Genomic DNA, 21,824 nt, shown 5'->3' with positions numbered 1-21,824 from the left:
TCGTTGATGAATATCACTAAGTTTGTTTTCGCTTTTATAAGCAAAGGCAAACAGATACTTCGGTATCAAAATGATTTCAGTGAACTGAGTGACCAATTAAGACTTCGGTCTTAGCACAGTCAATTCACTATCGTTAGATAGAATCAGTATTCATTGAGTCGACAAAATCTTAAATTGAAGAGTTTGATCATGGCTCAGATTGAACGCTGGCGGCAGGCCTAACACATGCAAGTCGAGCGGAAACGAGTTGTCTGAACCTTCGGGGAACGATAACGGCGTCGAGCGGCGGACGGGTGAGTAATGCCTAGGAAATTGCCTTGATGTGGGGGATAACCATTGGAAACGATGGCTAATACCGCATGATGCCTACGGGCCAAAGAGGGGGACCTTCGGGCCTCTCGCGTCAAGATATGCCTAGGTGGGATTAGCTAGTTGGTGAGGTAATGGCTCACCAAGGCGACGATCCCTAGCTGGTCTGAGAGGATGATCAGCCACACTGGAACTGAGACACGGTCCAGACTCCTACGGGAGGCAGCAGTGGGGAATATTGCACAATGGGCGCAAGCCTGATGCAGCCATGCCGCGTGTATGAAGAAGGCCTTCGGGTTGTAAAGTACTTTCAGCAGTGAGGAAGGGGGTGTCGTTAATAGCGGCATTTCTTGACGTTAGCTGCAGAAGAAGCACCGGCTAACTCCGTGCCAGCAGCCGCGGTAATACGGAGGGTGCGAGCGTTAATCGGAATTACTGGGCGTAAAGCGCATGCAGGTGGTTTGTTAAGTCAGATGTGAAAGCCCGGGGCTCAACCTCGGAACTGCATTTGAAACTGGCAAACTAGAGTACTGTAGAGGGGGGTAGAATTTCAGGTGTAGCGGTGAAATGCGTAGAGATCTGAAGGAATACCAGTGGCGAAGGCGGCCCCCTGGACAGATACTGACACTCAGATGCGAAAGCGTGGGGAGCAAACAGGATTAGATACCCTGGTAGTCCACGCCGTAAACGATGTCTACTTGGAGGTTGTGGCCTTGAGCCGTGGCTTTCGGAGCTAACGCGTTAAGTAGACCGCCTGGGGAGTACGGTCGCAAGATTAAAACTCAAATGAATTGACGGGGGCCCGCACAAGCGGTGGAGCATGTGGTTTAATTCGATGCAACGCGAAGAACCTTACCTACTCTTGACATCCAGAGAACTTTCCAGAGATGGATTGGTGCCTTCGGGAACTCTGAGACAGGTGCTGCATGGCTGTCGTCAGCTCGTGTTGTGAAATGTTGGGTTAAGTCCCGCAACGAGCGCAACCCTTATCCTTGTTTGCCAGCACTTCGGGTGGGAACTCCAGGGAGACTGCCGGTGATAAACCGGAGGAAGGTGGGGACGACGTCAAGTCATCATGGCCCTTACGAGTAGGGCTACACACGTGCTACAATGGCGCATACAGAGGGCAGCCAACTCGCGAGAGTGAGCGAATCCCAAAAAGTGCGTCGTAGTCCGGATTGGAGTCTGCAACTCGACTCCATGAAGTCGGAATCGCTAGTAATCGTAGATCAGAATGCTACGGTGAATACGTTCCCGGGCCTTGTACACACCGCCCGTCACACCATGGGAGTGGGCTGCAAAAGAAGTGGGTAGTTTAACCTTCGGGAGGACGCTCACCACTTTGTGGTTCATGACTGGGGTGAAGTCGTAACAAGGTAGCCCTAGGGGAACCTGGGGCTGGATCACCTCCTTATACGAAGATATTCACGATAAGTGTCCACACAGATTGATGGTTTTGAAGCGTAAGCTTCGAGCTATTATTGCTCTTTAACAATTTGGAAAGCTGACTGATTTAAATAACAGAGTTATTTAAATCAAATTAAAAGTTCTCAATGTTTATCTGCTCTTATTTATTAAGAACAGTAAACACAACACAAACACATTCAAGTGTCTTGTATTCGAATCAATGTTTACATTGATTCACCATTGAGTCCGGCAAACACGTAATAAGAACTAACCCTTCTTGTTACAACCAAAAACCTTGGTTGCTATTTTGTCTTCACTTTGAAAAGTGAAAGCAAACAGTCATCAACTCGAAACCTCTTCGGGTTGTATGGTTAAGTGACTAAGCGTACACGGTGGATGCCTTGGCAGTCAGAGGCGATGAAGGACGTATTAACTTGCGATAAGCCCAGATTAGGTAGTAAAAACCTTTTGAGTCTGGGATTTCCGAATGGGGAAACCCACTTACATAAGTAAGTATCTTGTTGTGAATACATAGCAACAAGAGGCAAACCGGGGGAACTGAAACATCTAAGTACCCCGAGGAAGAGAAATCAACCGAGATTCCGAAAGTAGCGGCGAGCGAAATTGGATTAGCCCTTAAGCTTTTAATGATGCAGGTGAAGGCTCTGGAAAGTGCCGCAATAAAGGGTGATAGCCCCGTAACCGACACATCATAATCAGTGAAATCGAGTAGGGCGGGACACGTGATATCCTGTCTGAATATGGGGGGACCATCCTCCAAGGCTAAATACTACTGACTGACCGATAGTGAACCAGTACCGTGAGGGAAAGGCGAAAAGAACCCCTGTGAGGGGAGTGAAATAGAACCTGAAACCGTGTACGTACAAGCAGTAGGAGCACCTTCGTGGTGTGACTGCGTACCTTTTGTATAATGGGTCAGCGACTTATATTCAGTGGCAAGGTTAACCGTTTAGGGGAGCCGTAGGGAAACCGAGTCTTAACTGGGCGTTCAGTCTCTGGATATAGACCCGAAACCAGGTGATCTAGCCATGGGCAGGTTGAAGGTTGAGTAACATCAACTGGAGGACCGAACCGACTAATGTTGAAAAATTAGCGGATGACTTGTGGCTAGGGGTGAAAGGCCAATCAAACCTGGAGATAGCTGGTTCTCCCCGAAAGCTATTTAGGTAGCGCCTCGGACGAATACTACTGGGGGTAGAGCACTGTTAAGGCTAGGGGGTCATCCCGACTTACCAACCCTTTGCAAACTCCGAATACCAGTAAGTACTATCCGGGAGACACACGGCGGGTGCTAACGTCCGTCGTGGAGAGGGAAACAACCCAGACCGCCAGCTAAGGTCCCAAAGTATAGCTAAGTGGGAAACGATGTGGGAAGGCTCAGACAGCCAGGATGTTGGCTTAGAAGCAGCCATCATTTAAAGAAAGCGTAATAGCTCACTGGTCGAGTCGGCCTGCGCGGAAGATGTAACGGGGCTAAGCTATACACCGAAGCTGCGGCTGCACACTTTAGTGTGCGGGGTAGGGGAGCGTTCTGTAAGCCGTTGAAGGTGGTCTGTAAGGGCTGCTGGAGGTATCAGAAGTGCGAATGCTGACATGAGTAACGATAAAGGGAGTGAAAAACTCCCTCGCCGGAAGACCAAGGGTTCCTGTCCAACGTTAATCGGGGCAGGGTAAGTCGACCCCTAAGGCGAGGCCGAAAGGCGTAGTCGATGGGAAACGGGTTAATATTCCCGTACTTCTTACAATTGCGATGGGGGGACGGAGAAGGCTAGGTGGGCCTGGCGACGGTTGTCCAGGTTCAAGTACGTAGGCGGAAGGTTTAGGTAAATCCGGACTTTCTTAACGCTGAGATACGATGTCGAGCCACTACGGTGGTGAAGTCATTGATGCCATGCTTCCAGGAAAAGCCTCTAAGCTTCAGATTGTAAGGAATCGTACCCCAAACCGACACAGGTGGTCGGGTAGAGAATACCAAGGCGCTTGAGAGAACTCGGGTGAAGGAACTAGGCAAAATGGTACCGTAACTTCGGGAGAAGGTACGCTCTTATCGGTGAAGTCCCTCGCGGATGGAGCTGACGAGAGTCGCAGATACCAGGTGGCTGCAACTGTTTATTAAAAACACAGCACTGTGCAAAATCGTAAGATGACGTATACGGTGTGACGCCTGCCCGGTGCCGGAAGGTTAATTGATGGGGTTAGACTTCGGTCGAAGCTCTTGATCGAAGCCCCGGTAAACGGCGGCCGTAACTATAACGGTCCTAAGGTAGCGAAATTCCTTGTCGGGTAAGTTCCGACCTGCACGAATGGCGTAATGATGGCCACGCTGTCTCCACCCGAGACTCAGTGAAATTGAAATCGCTGTGAAGATGCAGTGTACCCGCGGCTAGACGGAAAGACCCCGTGAACCTTTACTACAGCTTGGCACTGAACATTGACCCTACATGTGTAGGATAGGTGGGAGACTTTGAAACCGCGTCGCTAGATGTGGTGGAGTCGTCCTTGAAATACCACCCTTGTAGTGTTGATGTTCTAACGTTGGTCCCTGAATCGGGATTACGGACAGTGCCTGGTGGGTAGTTTGACTGGGGCGGTCTCCTCCCAAAGAGTAACGGAGGAGCACGAAGGTGGGCTAATCACGGTTGGACATCGTGAGGTTAGTGCAATGGCATAAGCCCGCTTGACTGCGAGAATGACAATTCGAGCAGGTGCGAAAGCAGGTCATAGTGATCCGGTGGTTCTGAATGGAAGGGCCATCGCTCAACGGATAAAAGGTACTCCGGGGATAACAGGCTGATACCGCCCAAGAGTTCATATCGACGGCGGTGTTTGGCACCTCGATGTCGGCTCATCACATCCTGGGGCTGAAGTCGGTCCCAAGGGTATGGCTGTTCGCCATTTAAAGTGGTACGCGAGCTGGGTTTAGAACGTCGTGAGACAGTTCGGTCCCTATCTGCCGTGGGCGTTGGAAGATTGAAGGGGGCTGCTCCTAGTACGAGAGGACCGGAGTGGACGAACCTCTGGTGTTCGGGTTGTCATGCCAATGGCATTGCCCGGTAGCTAAGTTCGGAATCGATAACCGCTGAAAGCATCTAAGCGGGAAGCGAGCCCTGAGATGAGTCTTCCCTGGCGCTTTAAGCGTCCTAAAGGGTTGTTCAAGACTAGAACGTTGATAGGCAGGGTGTGTAAGCGCTGTGAGGCGTTGAGCTAACCTGTACTAATTGCCCGTGAGGCTTAACCATACAACACCCAAGGGGTTTTGATGGACTCAAAGATACAAACGCTTGAATGAGTTTGAAGAGAACAAGAAACAGCTTTCCAGATTACTTTTCTGAAAGAAAATCAGAGAAGAAAGAATTTGCTTGGCGACCATAGCGTTGTGGACCCACCTGATTCCATGCCGAACTCAGAAGTGAAACGCAATAGCGCCGATGGTAGTGTGGGGCTTCCCCATGTGAGAGTAGGACATCGCCAGGCTCCTATTTATTTTCACTTTTCAAAAGTGAAGACAAAAGGTTCGACTTTGCTTAGTCACTAAGCAAGTCACCATAAAGTTCTAATCTTTTTTAGAGTTTTATGTTGACTTACAGAGTCAATCGCGTATTATACGCATCCGCTTCAGCGCTAAAGCGTTGATAGCAAAGCTCTTTAACAATTTAAACCTATCAATCTGTGTGGGCACTCGTTGATGAATATCAAAAATTGATTCTTAGGAATCAAAATGATTTCAATGAACTGAGTGACCAATTAAGACTTCGGTCTTAGCACAGTCAATTCACTATCGTTAGATAGAATCAGTATTCATTGAGTCAACAAAATCTTAAATTGAAGAGTTTGATCATGGCTCAGATTGAACGCTGGCGGCAGGCCTAACACATGCAAGTCGAGCGGAAACGAGTTATCTGAACCTTCGGGGAACGATAACGGCGTCGAGCGGCGGACGGGTGAGTAATGCCTAGGAAATTGCCTTGATGTGGGGGATAACCATTGGAAACGATGGCTAATACCGCATGATGCCTACGGGCCAAAGAGGGGGACCTTCGGGCCTCTCGCGTCAAGATATGCCTAGGTGGGATTAGCTAGTTGGTGAGGTAATGGCTCACCAAGGCGACGATCCCTAGCTGGTCTGAGAGGATGATCAGCCACACTGGAACTGAGACACGGTCCAGACTCCTACGGGAGGCAGCAGTGGGGAATATTGCACAATGGGCGCAAGCCTGATGCAGCCATGCCGCGTGTATGAAGAAGGCCTTCGGGTTGTAAAGTACTTTCAGCAGTGAGGAAGGGGGTGTCGTTAATAGCGGCATTTCTTGACGTTAGCTGCAGAAGAAGCACCGGCTAACTCCGTGCCAGCAGCCGCGGTAATACGGAGGGTGCGAGCGTTAATCGGAATTACTGGGCGTAAAGCGCATGCAGGTGGTTTGTTAAGTCAGATGTGAAAGCCCGGGGCTCAACCTCGGAACTGCATTTGAAACTGGCAAACTAGAGTACTGTAGAGGGGGGTAGAATTTCAGGTGTAGCGGTGAAATGCGTAGAGATCTGAAGGAATACCAGTGGCGAAGGCGGCCCCCTGGACAGATACTGACACTCAGATGCGAAAGCGTGGGGAGCAAACAGGATTAGATACCCTGGTAGTCCACGCCGTAAACGATGTCTACTTGGAGGTTGTGGCCTTGAGCCGTGGCTTTCGGAGCTAACGCGTTAAGTAGACCGCCTGGGGAGTACGGTCGCAAGATTAAAACTCAAATGAATTGACGGGGGCCCGCACAAGCGGTGGAGCATGTGGTTTAATTCGATGCAACGCGAAGAACCTTACCTACTCTTGACATCCAGAGAACTTTCCAGAGATGGATTGGTGCCTTCGGGAACTCTGAGACAGGTGCTGCATGGCTGTCGTCAGCTCGTGTTGTGAAATGTTGGGTTAAGTCCCGCAACGAGCGCAACCCTTATCCTTGTTTGCCAGCACTTCGGGTGGGAACTCCAGGGAGACTGCCGGTGATAAACCGGAGGAAGGTGGGGACGACGTCAAGTCATCATGGCCCTTACGAGTAGGGCTACACACGTGCTACAATGGCGCATACAGAGGGCGGCCAACTTGCGAGAGTGAGCGAATCCCAAAAAGTGCGTCGTAGTCCGGATTGGAGTCTGCAACTCGACTCCATGAAGTCGGAATCGCTAGTAATCGTAGATCAGAATGCTACGGTGAATACGTTCCCGGGCCTTGTACACACCGCCCGTCACACCATGGGAGTGGGCTGCAAAAGAAGTGGGTAGTTTAACCTTCGGGAGGACGCTCACCACTTTGTGGTTCATGACTGGGGTGAAGTCGTAACAAGGTAGCCCTAGGGGAACCTGGGGCTGGATCACCTCCTTATACGAAGATATTCACGATAAGTGTCCACACAGATTGATACGGTTTAGAAAGTTAAGAGACGATATTGGGTCTGTAGCTCAGCTGGTTAGAGCGCTCGCCTGATAAGCGGGAGGTCGGTGGTTCAAGTCCACTCAGACCCACCACTATCTTTTCCCAGAGATAGCGGTCAATATCGATTTCGTTGGGGCTATAGCTCAGCTGGGAGAGCGCCTGCCTTGCACGCAGGAGGTCAGCAGTTCGATCCTGCTTAGCTCCACCATCTTTAAGCGCATTAGCGATAGTGTTTTTAAACATGGTTTCGAAAGAAACTTGCTCTTTAACAATTTGGAAAGCTGACTGATTTAAATAACAGAGTTATTTAAATCAAATTAAAAGTTCTCAATGTTTATCTTTTATTAGATAAACACAACACAAACACATTCAAGTGTCTTGTATTCGAATCAATGTTTACATTGATTCACCATTGAGTCCGGCAAACACGTAATAAGAACTAACCCTTCTTGTTACAACCAAAAACCTTGGTTGCTATTTTGTCTTCACTTTGAAAAGTGAAAGCAAACAGTCATCAACTCGAAACCTCTTCGGGTTGTATGGTTAAGTGACTAAGCGTACACGGTGGATGCCTTGGCAGTCAGAGGCGATGAAGGACGTATTAACTTGCGATAAGCCCAGATTAGGTAGTAAAAACCTTTTGAGTCTGGGATTTCCGAATGGGGAAACCCACTTACATAAGTAAGTATCTTGTTGTGAATACATAGCAGCAAGAGGCAAACCGGGGGAACTGAAACATCTAAGTACCCCGAGGAAGAGAAATCAACCGAGATTCCGAAAGTAGCGGCGAGCGAAATTGGATTAGCCCTTAAGCTTTTAATGATGCAGGTGAAGGCTCTGGAAAGTGCCGCAATAAAGGGTGATAGCCCCGTAACCGACACATCATAATCAGTGAAATCGAGTAGGGCGGGACACGTGATATCCTGTCTGAATATGGGGGGACCATCCTCCAAGGCTAAATACTACTGACTGACCGATAGTGAACCAGTACCGTGAGGGAAAGGCGAAAAGAACCCCTGTGAGGGGAGTGAAATAGAACCTGAAACCGTGTACGTACAAGCAGTAGGAGCACCTTCGTGGTGTGACTGCGTACCTTTTGTATAATGGGTCAGCGACTTATATTCAGTGGCAAGGTTAACCGTTTAGGGGAGCCGTAGGGAAACCGAGTCTTAACTGGGCGTTCAGTCTCTGGATATAGACCCGAAACCAGGTGATCTAGCCATGGGCAGGTTGAAGGTTGAGTAACATCAACTGGAGGACCGAACCGACTAATGTTGAAAAATTAGCGGATGACTTGTGGCTAGGGGTGAAAGGCCAATCAAACCTGGAGATAGCTGGTTCTCCCCGAAAGCTATTTAGGTAGCGCCTCGGACGAATACTACTGGGGGTAGAGCACTGTTAAGGCTAGGGGGTCATCCCGACTTACCAACCCTTTGCAAACTCCGAATACCAGTAAGTACTATCCGGGAGACACACGGCGGGTGCTAACGTCCGTCGTGGAGAGGGAAACAACCCAGACCGCCAGCTAAGGTCCCAAAGTATAGCTAAGTGGGAAACGATGTGGGAAGGCTCAGACAGCCAGGATGTTGGCTTAGAAGCAGCCATCATTTAAAGAAAGCGTAATAGCTCACTGGTCGAGTCGGCCTGCGCGGAAGATGTAACGGGGCTAAGCTATACACCGAAGCTGCGGCTGCACACTTTAGTGTGCGGGGTAGGGGAGCGTTCTGTAAGCCGTTGAAGGTGGTCTGTAAGGGCTGCTGGAGGTATCAGAAGTGCGAATGCTGACATGAGTAACGATAAAGGGAGTGAAAAACTCCCTCGCCGGAAGACCAAGGGTTCCTGTCCAACGTTAATCGGGGCAGGGTAAGTCGACCCCTAAGGCGAGGCCGAAAGGCGTAGTCGATGGGAAACGGGTTAATATTCCCGTACTTCTTACAATTGCGATGGGGGGACGGAGAAGGCTAGGTGGGCCTGGCGACGGTTGTCCAGGTTCAAGTACGTAGGCGGAAGGTTTAGGTAAATCCGGACTTTCTTAACGCTGAGATACGATGTCGAGCCACTACGGTGGTGAAGTCATTGATGCCATGCTTCCAGGAAAAGCCTCTAAGCTTCAGATTGTAAGGAATCGTACCCCAAACCGACACAGGTGGTCGGGTAGAGAATACCAAGGCGCTTGAGAGAACTCGGGTGAAGGAACTAGGCAAAATGGTACCGTAACTTCGGGAGAAGGTACGCTCTTATCGGTGAAGTCCCTCGCGGATGGAGCTGACGAGAGTCGCAGATACCAGGTGGCTGCAACTGTTTATTAAAAACACAGCACTGTGCAAAATCGTAAGATGACGTATACGGTGTGACGCCTGCCCGGTGCCGGAAGGTTAATTGATGGGGTTAGACTTCGGTCGAAGCTCTTGATCGAAGCCCCGGTAAACGGCGGCCGTAACTATAACGGTCCTAAGGTAGCGAAATTCCTTGTCGGGTAAGTTCCGACCTGCACGAATGGCGTAATGATGGCCACGCTGTCTCCACCCGAGACTCAGTGAAATTGAAATCGCTGTGAAGATGCAGTGTACCCGCGGCTAGACGGAAAGACCCCGTGAACCTTTACTACAGCTTGGCACTGAACATTGACCCTACATGTGTAGGATAGGTGGGAGACTTTGAAACCGCGTCGCTAGATGTGGTGGAGTCGTCCTTGAAATACCACCCTTGTAGTGTTGATGTTCTAACGTTGGTCCCTGAATCGGGATTACGGACAGTGCCTGGTGGGTAGTTTGACTGGGGCGGTCTCCTCCCAAAGAGTAACGGAGGAGCACGAAGGTGGGCTAATCACGGTTGGACATCGTGAGGTTAGTGCAATGGCATAAGCCCGCTTGACTGCGAGAATGACAATTCGAGCAGGTGCGAAAGCAGGTCATAGTGATCCGGTGGTTCTGAATGGAAGGGCCATCGCTCAACGGATAAAAGGTACTCCGGGGATAACAGGCTGATACCGCCCAAGAGTTCATATCGACGGCGGTGTTTGGCACCTCGATGTCGGCTCATCACATCCTGGGGCTGAAGTCGGTCCCAAGGGTATGGCTGTTCGCCATTTAAAGTGGTACGCGAGCTGGGTTTAGAACGTCGTGAGACAGTTCGGTCCCTATCTGCCGTGGGCGTTGGAAGATTGAAGGGGGCTGCTCCTAGTACGAGAGGACCGGAGTGGACGAACCTCTGGTGTTCGGGTTGTCATGCCAATGGCATTGCCCGGTAGCTAAGTTCGGAATCGATAACCGCTGAAAGCATCTAAGCGGGAAGCGAGCCCTGAGATGAGTCTTCCCTGGCGCTTTAAGCGTCCTAAAGGGTTGTTCAAGACTAGAACGTTGATAGGCAGGGTGTGTAAGCGCTGTGAGGCGTTGAGCTAACCTGTACTAATTGCCCGTGAGGCTTAACCATACAACACCCAAGGGGTTTTGATGGACTCAAAGATACAAACGCTTGAATGAGTTTGAGAGAACAAGAAACAGCTTTCCAGATTACTTTTCTGAAAGAAAATCAGAGAAGAAAGAATTTGCTTGGCGACCATAGCGTTGTGGACCCACCTGATTCCATGCCGAACTCAGAAGTGAAACGCAATAGCGCCGATGGTAGTGTGGGGCTTCCCCATGTGAGAGTAGGACATCGCCAGGCTTTAATTTTGGAACCACGTCTAAAGACGTGTTTACCACTGCGGAGTGGTAGTTCAGTTGGTTAGAATACCGGCCTGTCACGCCGGGGGTCGCGGGTTCGAGTCCCGTCCACTCCGCCACTTATATTAAGCCCAAGCATAACTGCTTGGGCTTTTTTACGTTTGAATAACTGTATTCGCCCTTCGGTCGAAAGAGTCCCGGTTGCCCGCAACCCCGGCCACTACGCCACTTATCAGAAAGCCTAGTCTTACGACTAGGCTTTCGTCGTTTCTGGGGATAGGTATTTTGGTCTTCGACCAACGAGTCCCGGTCGCTTGCGACCCCAGCCTTCCGCCACTTATACTAAGCCCAAGTATAACTGCTTGGGCTTTTTTACGTTTGAATTATTGTATTCACCCTTCGGTCGAAAGAGTCCCGCAAAAGGTTTACCCGTTGTCCGCAACCAAGGCCACTCCACCATTTGTTAGAAAGCCTAGTCTTGCGACTAGGTTTTTGTCGTTTCTAGGGAGAGTTATTTGGGGATTCGACTAACAAATCCCAGCCACTTAAGAACCATATTATGTATTAAGGAGTATCTTTAGATTTAGATATAGCTGTGATTGTTGGCGTCTATACAATCTATACATATGGTAGCTCGCCATTTCTAAGCCACATATTCCACCTAGTTCTCAGCTAGACTCTCTTTCTGCTTAGCGCTTTAACTAATAGTAAAGTCGTCGTCATTCCCTAGACTGACGAAGGAAGGAGTAGGGAATCTAAACTCTTACAGATATATAGAGTAAATTTCAAAGATAGATTAGTCGCGTAAGAAGTAAAACACCCAGTAATGGTTAGGTAGTAAACCAAGGGTTACTTGCTATTTATCTTTTCGATATAGGCAAAGATATCTTTTACATCCTTCTCATTTAAGACGGAATTCCAAGCGGGCATACTTTCATTACCATTTAACACGGTGTCGATGAGTTCTGCTTCGCTTTCAAACCAAGAATTTAAACCATCATAAATGTTCGAGGGCTGCTCTGGGAGCGCTTTTCCCGCAATACCATCACCATGGCCAAGATCGCCATGGCAGGACACGCAGAGAGTCTTATAGGAGTTCTCACCAGCTTCTATATCTAAGTTAGCTGCGTATGTATTGATGCCAATAAAGCTAGTAAGTAATAGGGTGGCGAACTTTGACATGATGACTCTCACTCATGGTGTAATTTGGGAATGAAGTAAGAGTACGATAGGTGGTATGAATATTATCTGAATGAAATGTACAAAAAAGCCGATGCATCTCAGCATCGGCTTTATGGTGTTGTCTTTACGTTTGCTATGCTGACTTCACTAAGCCTAAAGCCTTACGTGAAACCTCATGGGCAGCTTTGGTTAGGTTCTGTTTCTCAAGAGCATCAGACAGGTAACCATAATCTGAAACGTTAGAACGCAACTCTAGCGCTTTTTCAAAGTGTGCTTGCGCTTCTGTCCACTTTTGCTCTCTTAGGTAGAACTGCGCCAGAGCACTGTGGGCTTCTGCGTTGCTATCATCTTTCTTCACTGCTTTTTCTAGCATAACAACCACTGGGTGGTGGTCGGCTAGGTTAAGTTCTGGAAGTAATGTGTACAGCTCGTTTGATTCGCTCTTAGCAATGTTCTCTTTGATGACGGTGAATGCTTCTGAGTCTGCCTTACGAGCAATTAACTGTTTAACAAAACAAGAGACAAGGTGTGTACTTTGTTTTTGCTTGCGAGATAGCTTATTCCAGTGACTGATAAGCCCCTCGCTACCCTGTTGTTTGGCGACATCGTGCAGTAGACCACATTGTGCTTTTTGCTCTAACGCGACTTGTTCTTCAGCTGTGATTAGCTTGCTTTTAACCAATTTAGGCGTCAGTTCAATCAGAGGCTGCCATAACTTCAGCTCAACGTAAGTTGTCTTTAATAGACCAAGAACAGCAGTGTTGCTTGGATAGGTGCCTTTTAGGGTCGACAGAGTATCAAACGCAGCTTCAAAGTTTCTCTCACTGATCTGCTGCTTAGCTTTAGTTAGTTCAACAGCAAGCTGAGAGTTCTCTTGTTGGCTAGCAAGTTCGATGTACTTATCACGCTCATCTTTATTGCCTTGCTCGTGTGCTGCTTGTGACGCCACTAGATAACAGAGTAGCGGCATGTCGTGGTGATTAGCCCAGCGCGTTACTTTTTTCTCCGCGCCTTTCCAATCACCTTCAAGCAGTTTAACGATACCTTCATTGGTGTAACGACGTGAACGTTTTTGCTTACGCACACTGAACCAGTTCCACGTGGTAGAACTTGCGTATACCATCTTCTTAAATAGGTACTCAAGACCAAAGAGTGCGGCTAATAGCGCGATAACAAAGATAACCAAGGTAGTCACACTCATCTCTATTGTTTTATTGGCAATAGAGATCAGAACGTAACCTTGTTGTCCTGAGAACTGTGTACCGACAAATAGACCGGCACCAAGGACTAAGAAAAGAAATATCCAACGAATCATTATTGCTCCTCCTTGCTCGTCATTGTCGTGACTTCACGACGTAGACGGTCACGAATGACATCTGAAAGAGAGCTTTGAGACTCAAGCTTCACTGGGTATTTTACCGTGATGTTTTGTTCGCTCAGTTGCTTGATGGCTTTCTCAAACTCGATGACCGAGTTGTTGTCTTGGTTCAGGTATGCTGTTGACCACTCGTTTGCCGTTTCTAGTGCAGCGGTATAGATGTCACCTTGCTCTTTGTAAACCGCGCGGATTGCTGTCTCAAGTTTACCTTTGATGTTTTCTCTTAAGTAAAAGTGTTGCTCTGGAGAAAGTAGGGGTACTACATCACCATCACGGCTACGGAAAGTGATGAAGTTGCCTGAGAAATCTTTTAGTGAAGTCATCAGGTTGGTTTGCCAGTCGTTGATGTCACCAGAAACCACTTCTTTTGTCTGTTCTGGTGCTTCAGGCAAGATTGCATTTGCCAGCGGTAGAGTGTCGACTTGTTGTTGCAGGCTGGTTAGGCGTAGCACTAAGCCGTCACGATCGATCAGTGGGATAGTGCGAAGCTTAGTAATATCGTTCGCCATAGATTGGCGCAGTGACACTAGACTTGGATCGTTCAGTGCCGCAATGCGTTGGTCAGCACTTTCCATTAATTTAGTTGCACTGACAGCGTCGTGCTCTAAGAACAACTTGCGCCCTGCTAGTTTTACTAGGTAGTCTGCTTCTGCAAGTAACCAATCATTTGGTCTGCGACCTTTCACGTCAGCGACAGCAAGCTGCAGGCTTTGAATGCTTTGCTCTTGTTGAGCTTGTACAACCTGTGTTTTTTGCACAGCTTGAGACGCCTCTTGAATGGTCTCTTGCTTCACAGCTTGTAGGTCTTTGTTAACGGCCGATTGGGTATTTTCCAACTGAGATTGAAGGGATGCAATTTGCGCCGAGTATTCAGCATTTTTTTGCTGCATTTGGAAAGCGATACCGCCACTGAAGATAATAGAGATTGCGATGGCAATCGCACCAAACTTAACGCCGCGTTTGCCTTGTTTTTCAGCTTTGGCGATTAGCTCATTTTCTTCCGATGTAACTTCAGACTTGGTTTGTGGCTCTTCTGGTTTTGGGGTCTCTGTTTTTACCTCTTCTGAACTCTCAGAGACAACATCATCTTGAACTACTGGCTGAGTTTCTGGACTTTTTTCAGGTTCAATATGCTCATTATTTTTTTTGCTTGTCATGCTTATTTCCTGTTTCTAGCTAAGGCTGGAGAGCAGCCAGTAATATTGGGTTTGTCGCACTTGTCGTATTCGTAACTGTTGAATACCCAAGCTGTTGGGCTCGTTCTGCAATGCGTTGGCTTGGGACAAACAGATGTCTTGTGAAAAGCCAATTCGAATACTCATCAGGTGCATTGGCGGTAAGGTATTCCAATTGCTCCTGACTGGTGATGACAATTTTTGAAATCTTTTGTTCAACCCATAGAGGGTAAGTATTGTGGTGCTTTATCGGAATATATTCTCTACGGTAGGTCTCACAATAAGAGACTCGTGCTCCCTGATTGACTAGAGATTCGCGTATAAGCTCGCGACCACCGTTTCCACGCAGTATTAAGATCGCCTTTTTTTGCACGTTTCTCAGCTCTGGTAGCTTAAGAAGGTGCTCACTATCACTCACTTGTGGGTAGTTTACTTTTTGTTTACAAGCTTTGCTTAAAATGTGCGCGGTTTTTTGACCAACGCCAAGATATAGAGCGGAACTGGGCCAACTTTGGTTACTTTGTGCGAGAATTCGTTGAGCCGAGGTCACGGCGTGTTGACTGACAGCAATGATAATATCGCTGCTTTGTAACAGATCAGAAAGCGGTTCGGAGGGAGAGTTGTCAACGATGCGAATCAGTGGATGATGGATCGCAGTGATTCCATCATCCACTAGCTGTTGGCAAAGCGCTTGCCCTTCAAGACCAGGGCGAGTTACCAACACCGTCATGATTAGTCTTGGTCAGCGTAAAGCTTGGTTAGGATTTCACGTGCACCATCATCAAGAAGCTGATTGGCAAGCTTAACACCAAGTGCTTCTGCGTCTTTACGTGGGCCTTTGATTTCACCGCGTACCATTTTTGAACCGTCTGGTTCGCCAACAAGTGCACGTAACCAGATGTCATCACCGTCGAGTAGTGAGTAACTACCGATTGGCACCTGACAACCGCCTTCTAGAGTTAGGTTCATTGCACGCTCACACAGTACGCGATCAGCCGTATCTTGGTGATTTAACGGCTCTAGCAGTTTGATTAATCGTTCATCATCCAAACGACATTCGATACCAACAGCGCCTTGACCAACAGCCGGAAGAGACTGTTCTGGTTCAATGAAGCTGCGGATACGCTCTTCTAGCTCTAGACGTTTTAGGCCTGCGGCAGCAAGGATGATTGCGTCGTATTGGCCATCATCGAGTTTGCCTAAGCGCGTGCCAACGTTGCCGCGCAACTCTTTGATTACAAGATCTGGGCGAGACTCCATAAGTTGGCACTGACGGCGCAGACTACATGTACCAACAACAGCACCTTGAGGTAGCTCATCAATGTTGTTGTAGGTGTTAGATACGAAAGCGTCGCGTGGGTCTTCACGCTCACAGATCGTCACCAGACCCAAGCCTTCAGGGAAGTCGACCGGTACATCTTTCATTGAGTGAACCGCAAGGTCTGCACGGCCTTCTAGCATCGCGACTTCAAGCTCTTTTACGAACAGGCCTTTACCGCCAACTTTCGCCAACGGTGTATCGAGAATGATGTCGCCTTTAGTAACCATGGTCACTAACTCAACTTCTAAACCAGGGTGCGCAGCTTGAAGGGCATCCCTTACAAAGTAGGCTTGCCAAAGAGCAAGTGGGCTTTTTCGAGTGGCGATACGGATTGGAGTTGATTGTGTCATGGTGATTCCGATATGAGTCTGTAATAGACTAATCCTAACACTCTGTGATGAAAATTCTTACTGTTAGATCATTGCGAGCTTTGATAGATAAAGGAATTTCATTACTTCACCAAAATAGTGTGATTAGTATCTCATTTGAAACATGGGCTATTATTAGAAATAGTCAATAAAGAGGACACTACCATGCCGTGGATTTAGCGTTTTACCTAGATGAACAAAGGTGGCAGCATCGTCAGCTTTGCTTTACCATTAAAGGTAAAAGTGTTAAATTGATCACGTTTTGTTGTTGCTTTCGTTCAGTAACTAAACAGAAGTGCATTTAATCTCAACCAAGGACTTACCTTGCAGGCATACACTCAGACTTTGATTCAGCGATTGGATAATCTAAATCAACAGCGCATTGATCGTGCGTTGGCGTTGATGGATTTGCAAAGTCAGCGCGTATTCCATCTTATCCCTGCACTGCTTCACTACAATCACCCAATGATGCCTGGTTTTTATGACCAACAAGTTCCTTTTGGAATTCGTAGCTTCACGCCTAATGAATTCCAAAAGCAATTTGTCGAAGATACCGAGCTGACGTTAGGCGGTAAGCTCACCGAAACGAATAACCCTGAGATCCTTGGTCTCTACACCATGGGTAGTACATCTTCTATTGGTCAAAGTACTTCGAGTGACCTTGATATCTGGGTGTGTGTATCACCGGATATGGATGGTGGTGCTCGCGATAGTTTGACCAACAAGTGTCTATTGATCACCGATTGGGCTCAGACGCTTGGCGTTGAAGCTAACTTCTTCCTAATGGATGAGCAGCGCTTCCGCTCGAACTATTCCGAAGAGATGACCGGTGATAACTGCGGTTCTTCTCAGCATCTACTGCTGCTGGATGAGTTCTACCGTTCGGCGGTGCGTTTGGCTGGCCAACGCCTACTTTGGCAGATCATTCCTCCAGAAATGGAAGAGTGTTACGACGAGTATGTCCATGACCTTTGTAACAAGGGTTACATTGATTGCTCTCAGTGGATTGATTTCGGCAAATTGAACCGAATTCCAGCGGAAGAGTACTTCGGCTCTAACCTGTGGCAGCTGTATAAGAGTATCGACTCTCCGTACAAATCGGTGTTAAAAGCGATCCTGTTAGAGGCATACTCGTGGGAGTACCCACACACTCAACTTTTGAGTATCGATACTAAGCGTCGTTTCTTTGCTGATGAACCAGACCTATATGGGATGGACAGCTACTATCTGATGCTTGAGAAGGTCACTCGTTACCTTGAACGCATTAACGATGACACGCGTCTCGATCTTGTTCGCCGCTGTTTCTATCTCAAAACTCATGAGAAGTTGTCGCGTGAAGCGGGAGCTGGCTCGGTAGCTTGGCGTCGTGAAGCGTTAACTGAGATGACTCAAGCTTGGAATTGGGATCATGAGACCATCGTTGAGCTGGATAACCGTCGTAACTGGAAGGTTGAACAAGTTAAAGTTGTACACCACGCCCTGTTAGATGCGTTGATGCTTAGCTACCGTAATCTGATTCAGTTTGCACGTCGCAACGACATCACTTCAGCAATCAGCCCTCAAGACATCAGTATTCTTGCTCGCAAGCTGTATGCGGCGTTTGAGGTACTGCCGGGTAAGGTCACACTTCTAAACCCTCAGATTTCTCCTGATCTACATGAGCCCGATCTGAGCTTTATTGAGGTAAGACAGGGCCAAACCAACAAAGCGGGTTGGTATCTGTATAAGCAGCCGCTGATTGCACATCGAATTCTTGGTCAACCATCGCTTGAGCACCATGAGTATTTGAGTAAGTTGGTTGCGTGGTCGTTCTTTAATGGATTGATCACCGAATCAACACGTCTGCATTCTGTGGTTCGTGATGCCCACATTGATATCGATAAGTTCTATCAGATGGTGAGCGACCTGCGTAATACCTTCTCACTACGCAAGCGCCGTCCAAGTATGCAAGCACTGGCGAGCCCGTGTGAGATCAGCCAGTTGGCGATGTTCATTAACTTTGAGAACGACCCAACCTCAGAATTGAGTGCTCGCGCTTTAAAAGTTGATTTGAAGAGTGCAGATATCTTCAGTTTTGGTGAAGAAGGCCAGAGCCTAGTGGGTAGTGTCGATTTGGTTTACCGTAACTCCTGGCATGAAGTGAGAACGCTTCATTTCCAAGGTGAGACGGCAATGCTTGACGCACTAAAAACAGTATTGGGTAAGATGCACCAAGATGCGCTGCCACCAGAGTCGGTGGATGTGTTCTGTTACAGCAAAAACCTACGCGGCGTGATTCGTAATATGGTTTACCAACTGTTGGCAGAGTGTATTGACCTGCGCTTGAAACCGATTGAGCAAGAGAAGCGTCGTCGATTCAAAGCGATTCGTTTGGCGAACAAGATGTTTGGTCTGTTCTTCGAGCGTCGTGGCGTATCTGTGCAGATGTTAGAAAACTCGGTCGATTTCTATCGCAGTATTTCAACCAATAAGCTCAAAGGCTCGCCGTTGCTAATGCTGGATAAAGAGCAAGAGTACCAACTACCAGAAGTGGTGGATGGCTTTGCTAGTGAGGGTTTGATTCAGTTCTTCTTTGAAGATACCGATAAAGGCTTCAATATCTACGTGTTAGATGAGTCGAATCAGGTTGAGGTTTACCACCAATACAGTGGGCAGAAAGATGAGATGATTGCGAGTGTGAACTCTTTCTACACCTCTGTGAAAGATGACTCTAAGGTGGCGTCGAAGCTGATTAATTTTAATCTTCCTCAGTATTATCAGATTGTTCACCCCGATGATGGGCAGTCTTACGTGGTGCCTTATCGCAACGATGCCACGCTCTCTTCGCGTAATTCTAAGATCGCTAACGTTTAGCAACAAAAAAGGAGTGACTGAGTCGCTCCTTTTTACATTGGTCGCTTTGGGGTATCCATTGCTAGATTAAACCCAGTCGATCTCTTCACCAGCGTGCTTCTCACACTCAGTTTTCACCATTTCAAATAGCTCCATGCCTGTCTTTGAGCATGTCCATTTGTCTTCAATCAACTTGAAGTGAAAGCCACCTGACTTAGAAGCTAACCAGATCTCTTTCATTGGTTCTTGGCGGTTGATGATGATTTGGCTACGGTCCTCAAACTCTAGCGTCATCACGTTGCCAGTTACTTCATAATCGATGTCTGCCTCTGATTCATCGATCGCTTCTTCGATGTTTTGCATCTGTATATCGACTAGCTGATGAAATTCAGTATCGTTCATCCTTTCTATCCTATTGCTTTTCTTGAGTGTGGTGCGATTATAGGGGGCATTGAGTTAATAATCACGATATGCAAAATGAAAAAGTTAATTACCGCTCTGTTTATGTTGTCTGTTATGGGTCTTTCGGGCTGTGGTCAAACTGGTCCGCTCTACTTACCTGATGATGCGCAGCAAAATGAACAATCGCAATAAGTGAATCAACAATGTAGTAGCAATCGTAACGGATAAGGGATAAGAATTTTGGATTACTTCAACTATCAGGATGATGGCCAGCTTTGGGCTGAAAACGTCGCACTTTCACAACTGGCAGAGCAATACGGCACGCCACTGTACGTATACTCTCGCGCCACTCTAGAACGTCACTGGAATGCGTTCGACTCTTCTGTGGGTGAGCACCCTCACTTGGTTTGCTATGCCGTAAAAGCAAACTCTAACCTAGGTGTACTAAATACATTGGCAAGATTGGGCTCTGGCTTCGATATTGTATCTGGTGGTGAACTGGAACGTGTTATTGCAGCGGGTGGTGATCCAGCTAAGGTTGTGTTCTCGGGAGTGGGTAAAACAGCTGCGGAGATGAAGCGTGCGCTTGAGTTGAAGATTAAGTGTTTTAACGTTGAGTCAGAGCCTGAGCTAGAACGCCTAAATAAAGTTGCTGGCGAGCTTGGTGTAAAGGCGCCTATTTCTCTGCGCATTAACCCAGATGTTGATGCAAATACTCACCCTTATATTTCGACTGGTCTACGTGACAACAAATTTGGTATCGCCTTTGATCGTGCGCCAGCCGTGTATGCGTTTGCTCAGCAGTTAGAGAACCTCGAGATTCACGGTATCGACTGTCATATCGGTTCACAGCTGACAGATATTGAACCTTTTATTGATGCGACGGACCGTTTGTTGGCTCTGATCGACCAACTGCGTGCTGATGGTATTAATATTAAGCATCTTGATGTTGGTGGTGGTCTAGGTGTTGTGTACCGTGACGAATTACCACCTCAACCATCAGATTATGCGAAGGCACTGCTGGCTCGACTGGATAATCATGCTGATCTAGAGCTGATTTTCGAACCTGGACGAGCGATTGCGGCTAACGCTGGTGTATTATTAACAAAAGTCGAATTCCTAAAACCGACTGAACATAAGAACTTTGCCATCATCGATGCTGCGATGAACGACTTGATGCGTCCTGCGCTATATCAAGCATGGCAAGACATTGTCCCTGTTGTTCCTCGAGAAGGTGAGGCAGTGACTTATGATTTAGTGGGCCCTATCTGTGAAACTGGTGATTTCCTAGGTAAAGATCGTGCGCTTGTTCTTGAAGAGGGCGATCTCCTAGCGGTGCGTTCTGCAGGTGCTTATGGCTTCGTGATGTCATCGAACTACAACACTCGCTCACGTGCAGCAGAAGTGATGGTTGATGGCGATAAAACTCACCTTGTTCGTCAGCGTGAAGAGCTAACGAGCTTGTGGGAACTTGAAAACATTCTTCCGGAGTAAGTTTAAGCGTTATGCACTTCCACTTTTCAAAAATGCATGGTTTGGGCAATGATTTCATGGTCGTGGACTGCATTACTCAAAACATCTTCTTCTCTCCAGACTTGATCCGCCGTTTGGCGGATCGTCATACCGGTGTTGGTTTCGACCAACTGCTGGTGGTTGAGGCTCCGTACGACCCAGAGACGGACTTCCACTATCGTATTTTTAATGCCGATGGCAGTGAAGTCGAACAGTGTGGTAACGGTGCTCGTTGTTTTGCTCGCTTCGTGCGAATGAAAGGGCTGACCAACAAGTACAGTATTAACGTGAGTACCAAGAAAGGTAAGATGGTTCTCAAGATTGAAGAGAACGATCAGATCACGGTTAACATGGGCGTGCCTGAGTTCGAACCAAGTAAGATCCCTTTCAAAGCCAAACAGCCAGAGAAAACCTACATCCTGCGTACCGACGAACACACACTATTCTGTGGTGCAGTTAGCATGGGCAACCCACATGTGGTCACAGTCGTCGATGACGTAGATACTGCGGATGTCGATACTCTTGGACCACTGCTGGAGTCTCATGAGCGTTTCCCTGAACGTGTCAATGCAGGCTTTATGCAGGTAGTAACACGTGACGAAGTTCGCTTACGTGTTTACGAGCGTGGTGCGGGTGAGACCCAAGCGTGCGGTAGCGGTGCATGTGGTGCGGTCGCTGTCGGTATCACTCAGGGCTTGCTGTCTAGCAACGTTAAAGTGAGTCTACCGGGCGGTGATCTTCAGATCAGTTGGCAAGGGCCAGGTAAACCACTGTTTATGACTGGACCTGCAACACACGTCTTTGATGGTCAGCTCTCTTGCTGATCACCA

The 21,824-nt window shown here is 47.9% G+C and carries 10 protein-coding genes, 3 tRNA genes and 6 rRNA genes; 13 read left to right on the top strand and 6 right to left on the bottom strand.

Annotated features, from left to right (window positions below; all coding sequences use genetic code 11):
* Window positions 1–171 precede the first annotated feature (171 nt).
* The 9 genes from vsple_RS13770 to vsple_RS13730 all read left to right on the top strand — a co-directional run bounded on the left by vsple_RS13770 (window position 172) and on the right by vsple_RS13730 (window position 10,943).
* Window positions 172–1,723, top strand: a 16S ribosomal RNA gene (locus vsple_RS13770).
* A 362-nt stretch (window positions 1,724–2,085) separates the two neighbouring features.
* Window positions 2,086–4,976: ribosomal RNA gene (locus vsple_RS13765) — 23S ribosomal RNA — on the top strand.
* A gap of 119 nt (window positions 4,977–5,095) precedes the next feature.
* Window positions 5,096–5,211 (top strand): 5S ribosomal RNA (gene rrf / locus vsple_RS13760).
* A 345-nt stretch (window positions 5,212–5,556) separates the two neighbouring features.
* Window positions 5,557–7,108, top strand: a 16S ribosomal RNA gene (locus vsple_RS13755).
* A 66-nt stretch (window positions 7,109–7,174) separates the two neighbouring features.
* Window positions 7,175–7,251 (top strand) — tRNA-Ile (locus vsple_RS13750).
* A gap of 40 nt (window positions 7,252–7,291) precedes the next feature.
* Window positions 7,292–7,367: transfer RNA gene (locus tag vsple_RS13745), tRNA-Ala, on the top strand.
* 333 nt (window positions 7,368–7,700) lie between these two features.
* A 23S ribosomal RNA gene (locus vsple_RS13740) occupies window positions 7,701–10,591 on the top strand.
* A 118-nt stretch (window positions 10,592–10,709) separates the two neighbouring features.
* Window positions 10,710–10,825 (top strand): 5S ribosomal RNA (gene rrf / locus vsple_RS13735).
* Together the 16S, 23S and 5S rRNA genes with 3 tRNA genes alongside form the textbook arrangement of a ribosomal RNA operon.
* Window positions 10,826–10,866: 41 nt before the next feature.
* Window positions 10,867–10,943: transfer RNA gene (locus tag vsple_RS13730), tRNA-Asp, on the top strand.
* Between the two features lie 730 nt (window positions 10,944–11,673).
* On the opposite strand, the gene vsple_RS13725 is transcribed toward vsple_RS13730, so the two are convergent.
* From vsple_RS13725 to hemC, 5 genes are all read right to left on the bottom strand, one after another.
* Complete coding sequence (locus vsple_RS13725; protein WP_261882263.1) at window positions 11,674–12,006, bottom strand: c-type cytochrome; 333 nt, start codon at window positions 12,004–12,006, stop codon at window positions 11,674–11,676.
* A 133-nt stretch (window positions 12,007–12,139) separates the two neighbouring features.
* Window positions 12,140–13,321 (bottom strand): heme biosynthesis protein HemY, encoded by a 1,182-nt coding sequence (locus vsple_RS13720; protein ID WP_261882262.1) that lies wholly within the window; start codon window positions 13,319–13,321, stop codon window positions 12,140–12,142.
* Window positions 13,321–14,541, bottom strand: coding sequence for a uroporphyrinogen-III C-methyltransferase (locus vsple_RS13715; protein ID WP_261882261.1), 1,221 nt, complete (start codon window positions 14,539–14,541; stop codon window positions 13,321–13,323). Before vsple_RS13715 ends, vsple_RS13720 begins: the two co-directional genes overlap by 1 nt.
* Before the next feature lie 19 nt (window positions 14,542–14,560).
* Entirely contained in the window at window positions 14,561–15,289 is a 729-nt protein-coding gene (locus vsple_RS13710) for a uroporphyrinogen-III synthase (protein WP_261882260.1), read from the bottom strand.
* A gap of 2 nt (window positions 15,290–15,291) precedes the next feature.
* Entirely contained in the window at window positions 15,292–16,230 is a 939-nt protein-coding gene (gene hemC, locus vsple_RS13705) for a hydroxymethylbilane synthase (RefSeq protein ID WP_255229613.1), read from the bottom strand.
* A gap of 342 nt (window positions 16,231–16,572) precedes the next feature.
* Here hemC and vsple_RS13700 point away from each other — a divergent pair, with 342 nt between their 5' ends.
* Window positions 16,573–19,101, top strand: a complete 2,529-nt coding sequence (locus tag vsple_RS13700) for a class I adenylate cyclase (protein WP_261882259.1) — start codon at window positions 16,573–16,575, stop codon at window positions 19,099–19,101.
* 66 nt (window positions 19,102–19,167) lie between these two features.
* Here vsple_RS13700 and cyaY read toward each other — a convergent pair whose 3' ends face one another.
* Complete coding sequence (cyaY, locus tag vsple_RS13695; RefSeq protein ID WP_032553345.1) at window positions 19,168–19,482, bottom strand: iron donor protein CyaY; 315 nt, start codon at window positions 19,480–19,482, stop codon at window positions 19,168–19,170.
* A 75-nt stretch (window positions 19,483–19,557) separates the two neighbouring features.
* Here cyaY and lptM point away from each other — a divergent pair, with 75 nt between their 5' ends.
* The 3 genes from lptM to dapF are packed head-to-tail and all read left to right on the top strand — an operon-like array spanning window position 19,558 to window position 21,818.
* Window positions 19,558–19,674 carry an LPS translocon maturation chaperone LptM gene (gene lptM / locus vsple_RS22030; protein WP_408063558.1) on the top strand — a complete coding sequence of 39 codons (117 nt, stop codon included), beginning with the start codon at window positions 19,558–19,560 and terminating at the stop codon, window positions 19,672–19,674.
* Window positions 19,675–19,722: 48 nt separating this feature from the next.
* Window positions 19,723–20,976: a diaminopimelate decarboxylase gene (gene lysA / locus vsple_RS13685; protein ID WP_255229618.1), complete on the top strand. Its 1,254-nt coding sequence runs from the start codon at window positions 19,723–19,725 to the stop codon at window positions 20,974–20,976.
* Window positions 20,977–20,987: 11 nt separating this feature from the next.
* The gene (gene dapF, locus vsple_RS13680; RefSeq protein WP_261882258.1) at window positions 20,988–21,818 is read left to right on the top strand and encodes a diaminopimelate epimerase; all 831 of its coding nucleotides are present in this window, start codon (window positions 20,988–20,990) and stop codon (window positions 21,816–21,818) included.
* Window positions 21,819–21,824 lie beyond the last annotated feature (6 nt).

It is taken from the genome of Vibrio pelagius (genome assembly GCF_024347575.1).
GTDB classification, from domain to species: domain Bacteria; phylum Pseudomonadota; class Gammaproteobacteria; order Enterobacterales; family Vibrionaceae; genus Vibrio; species Vibrio pelagius.
This window is presented reverse-complemented; position numbering and strand designations above follow the sequence as displayed.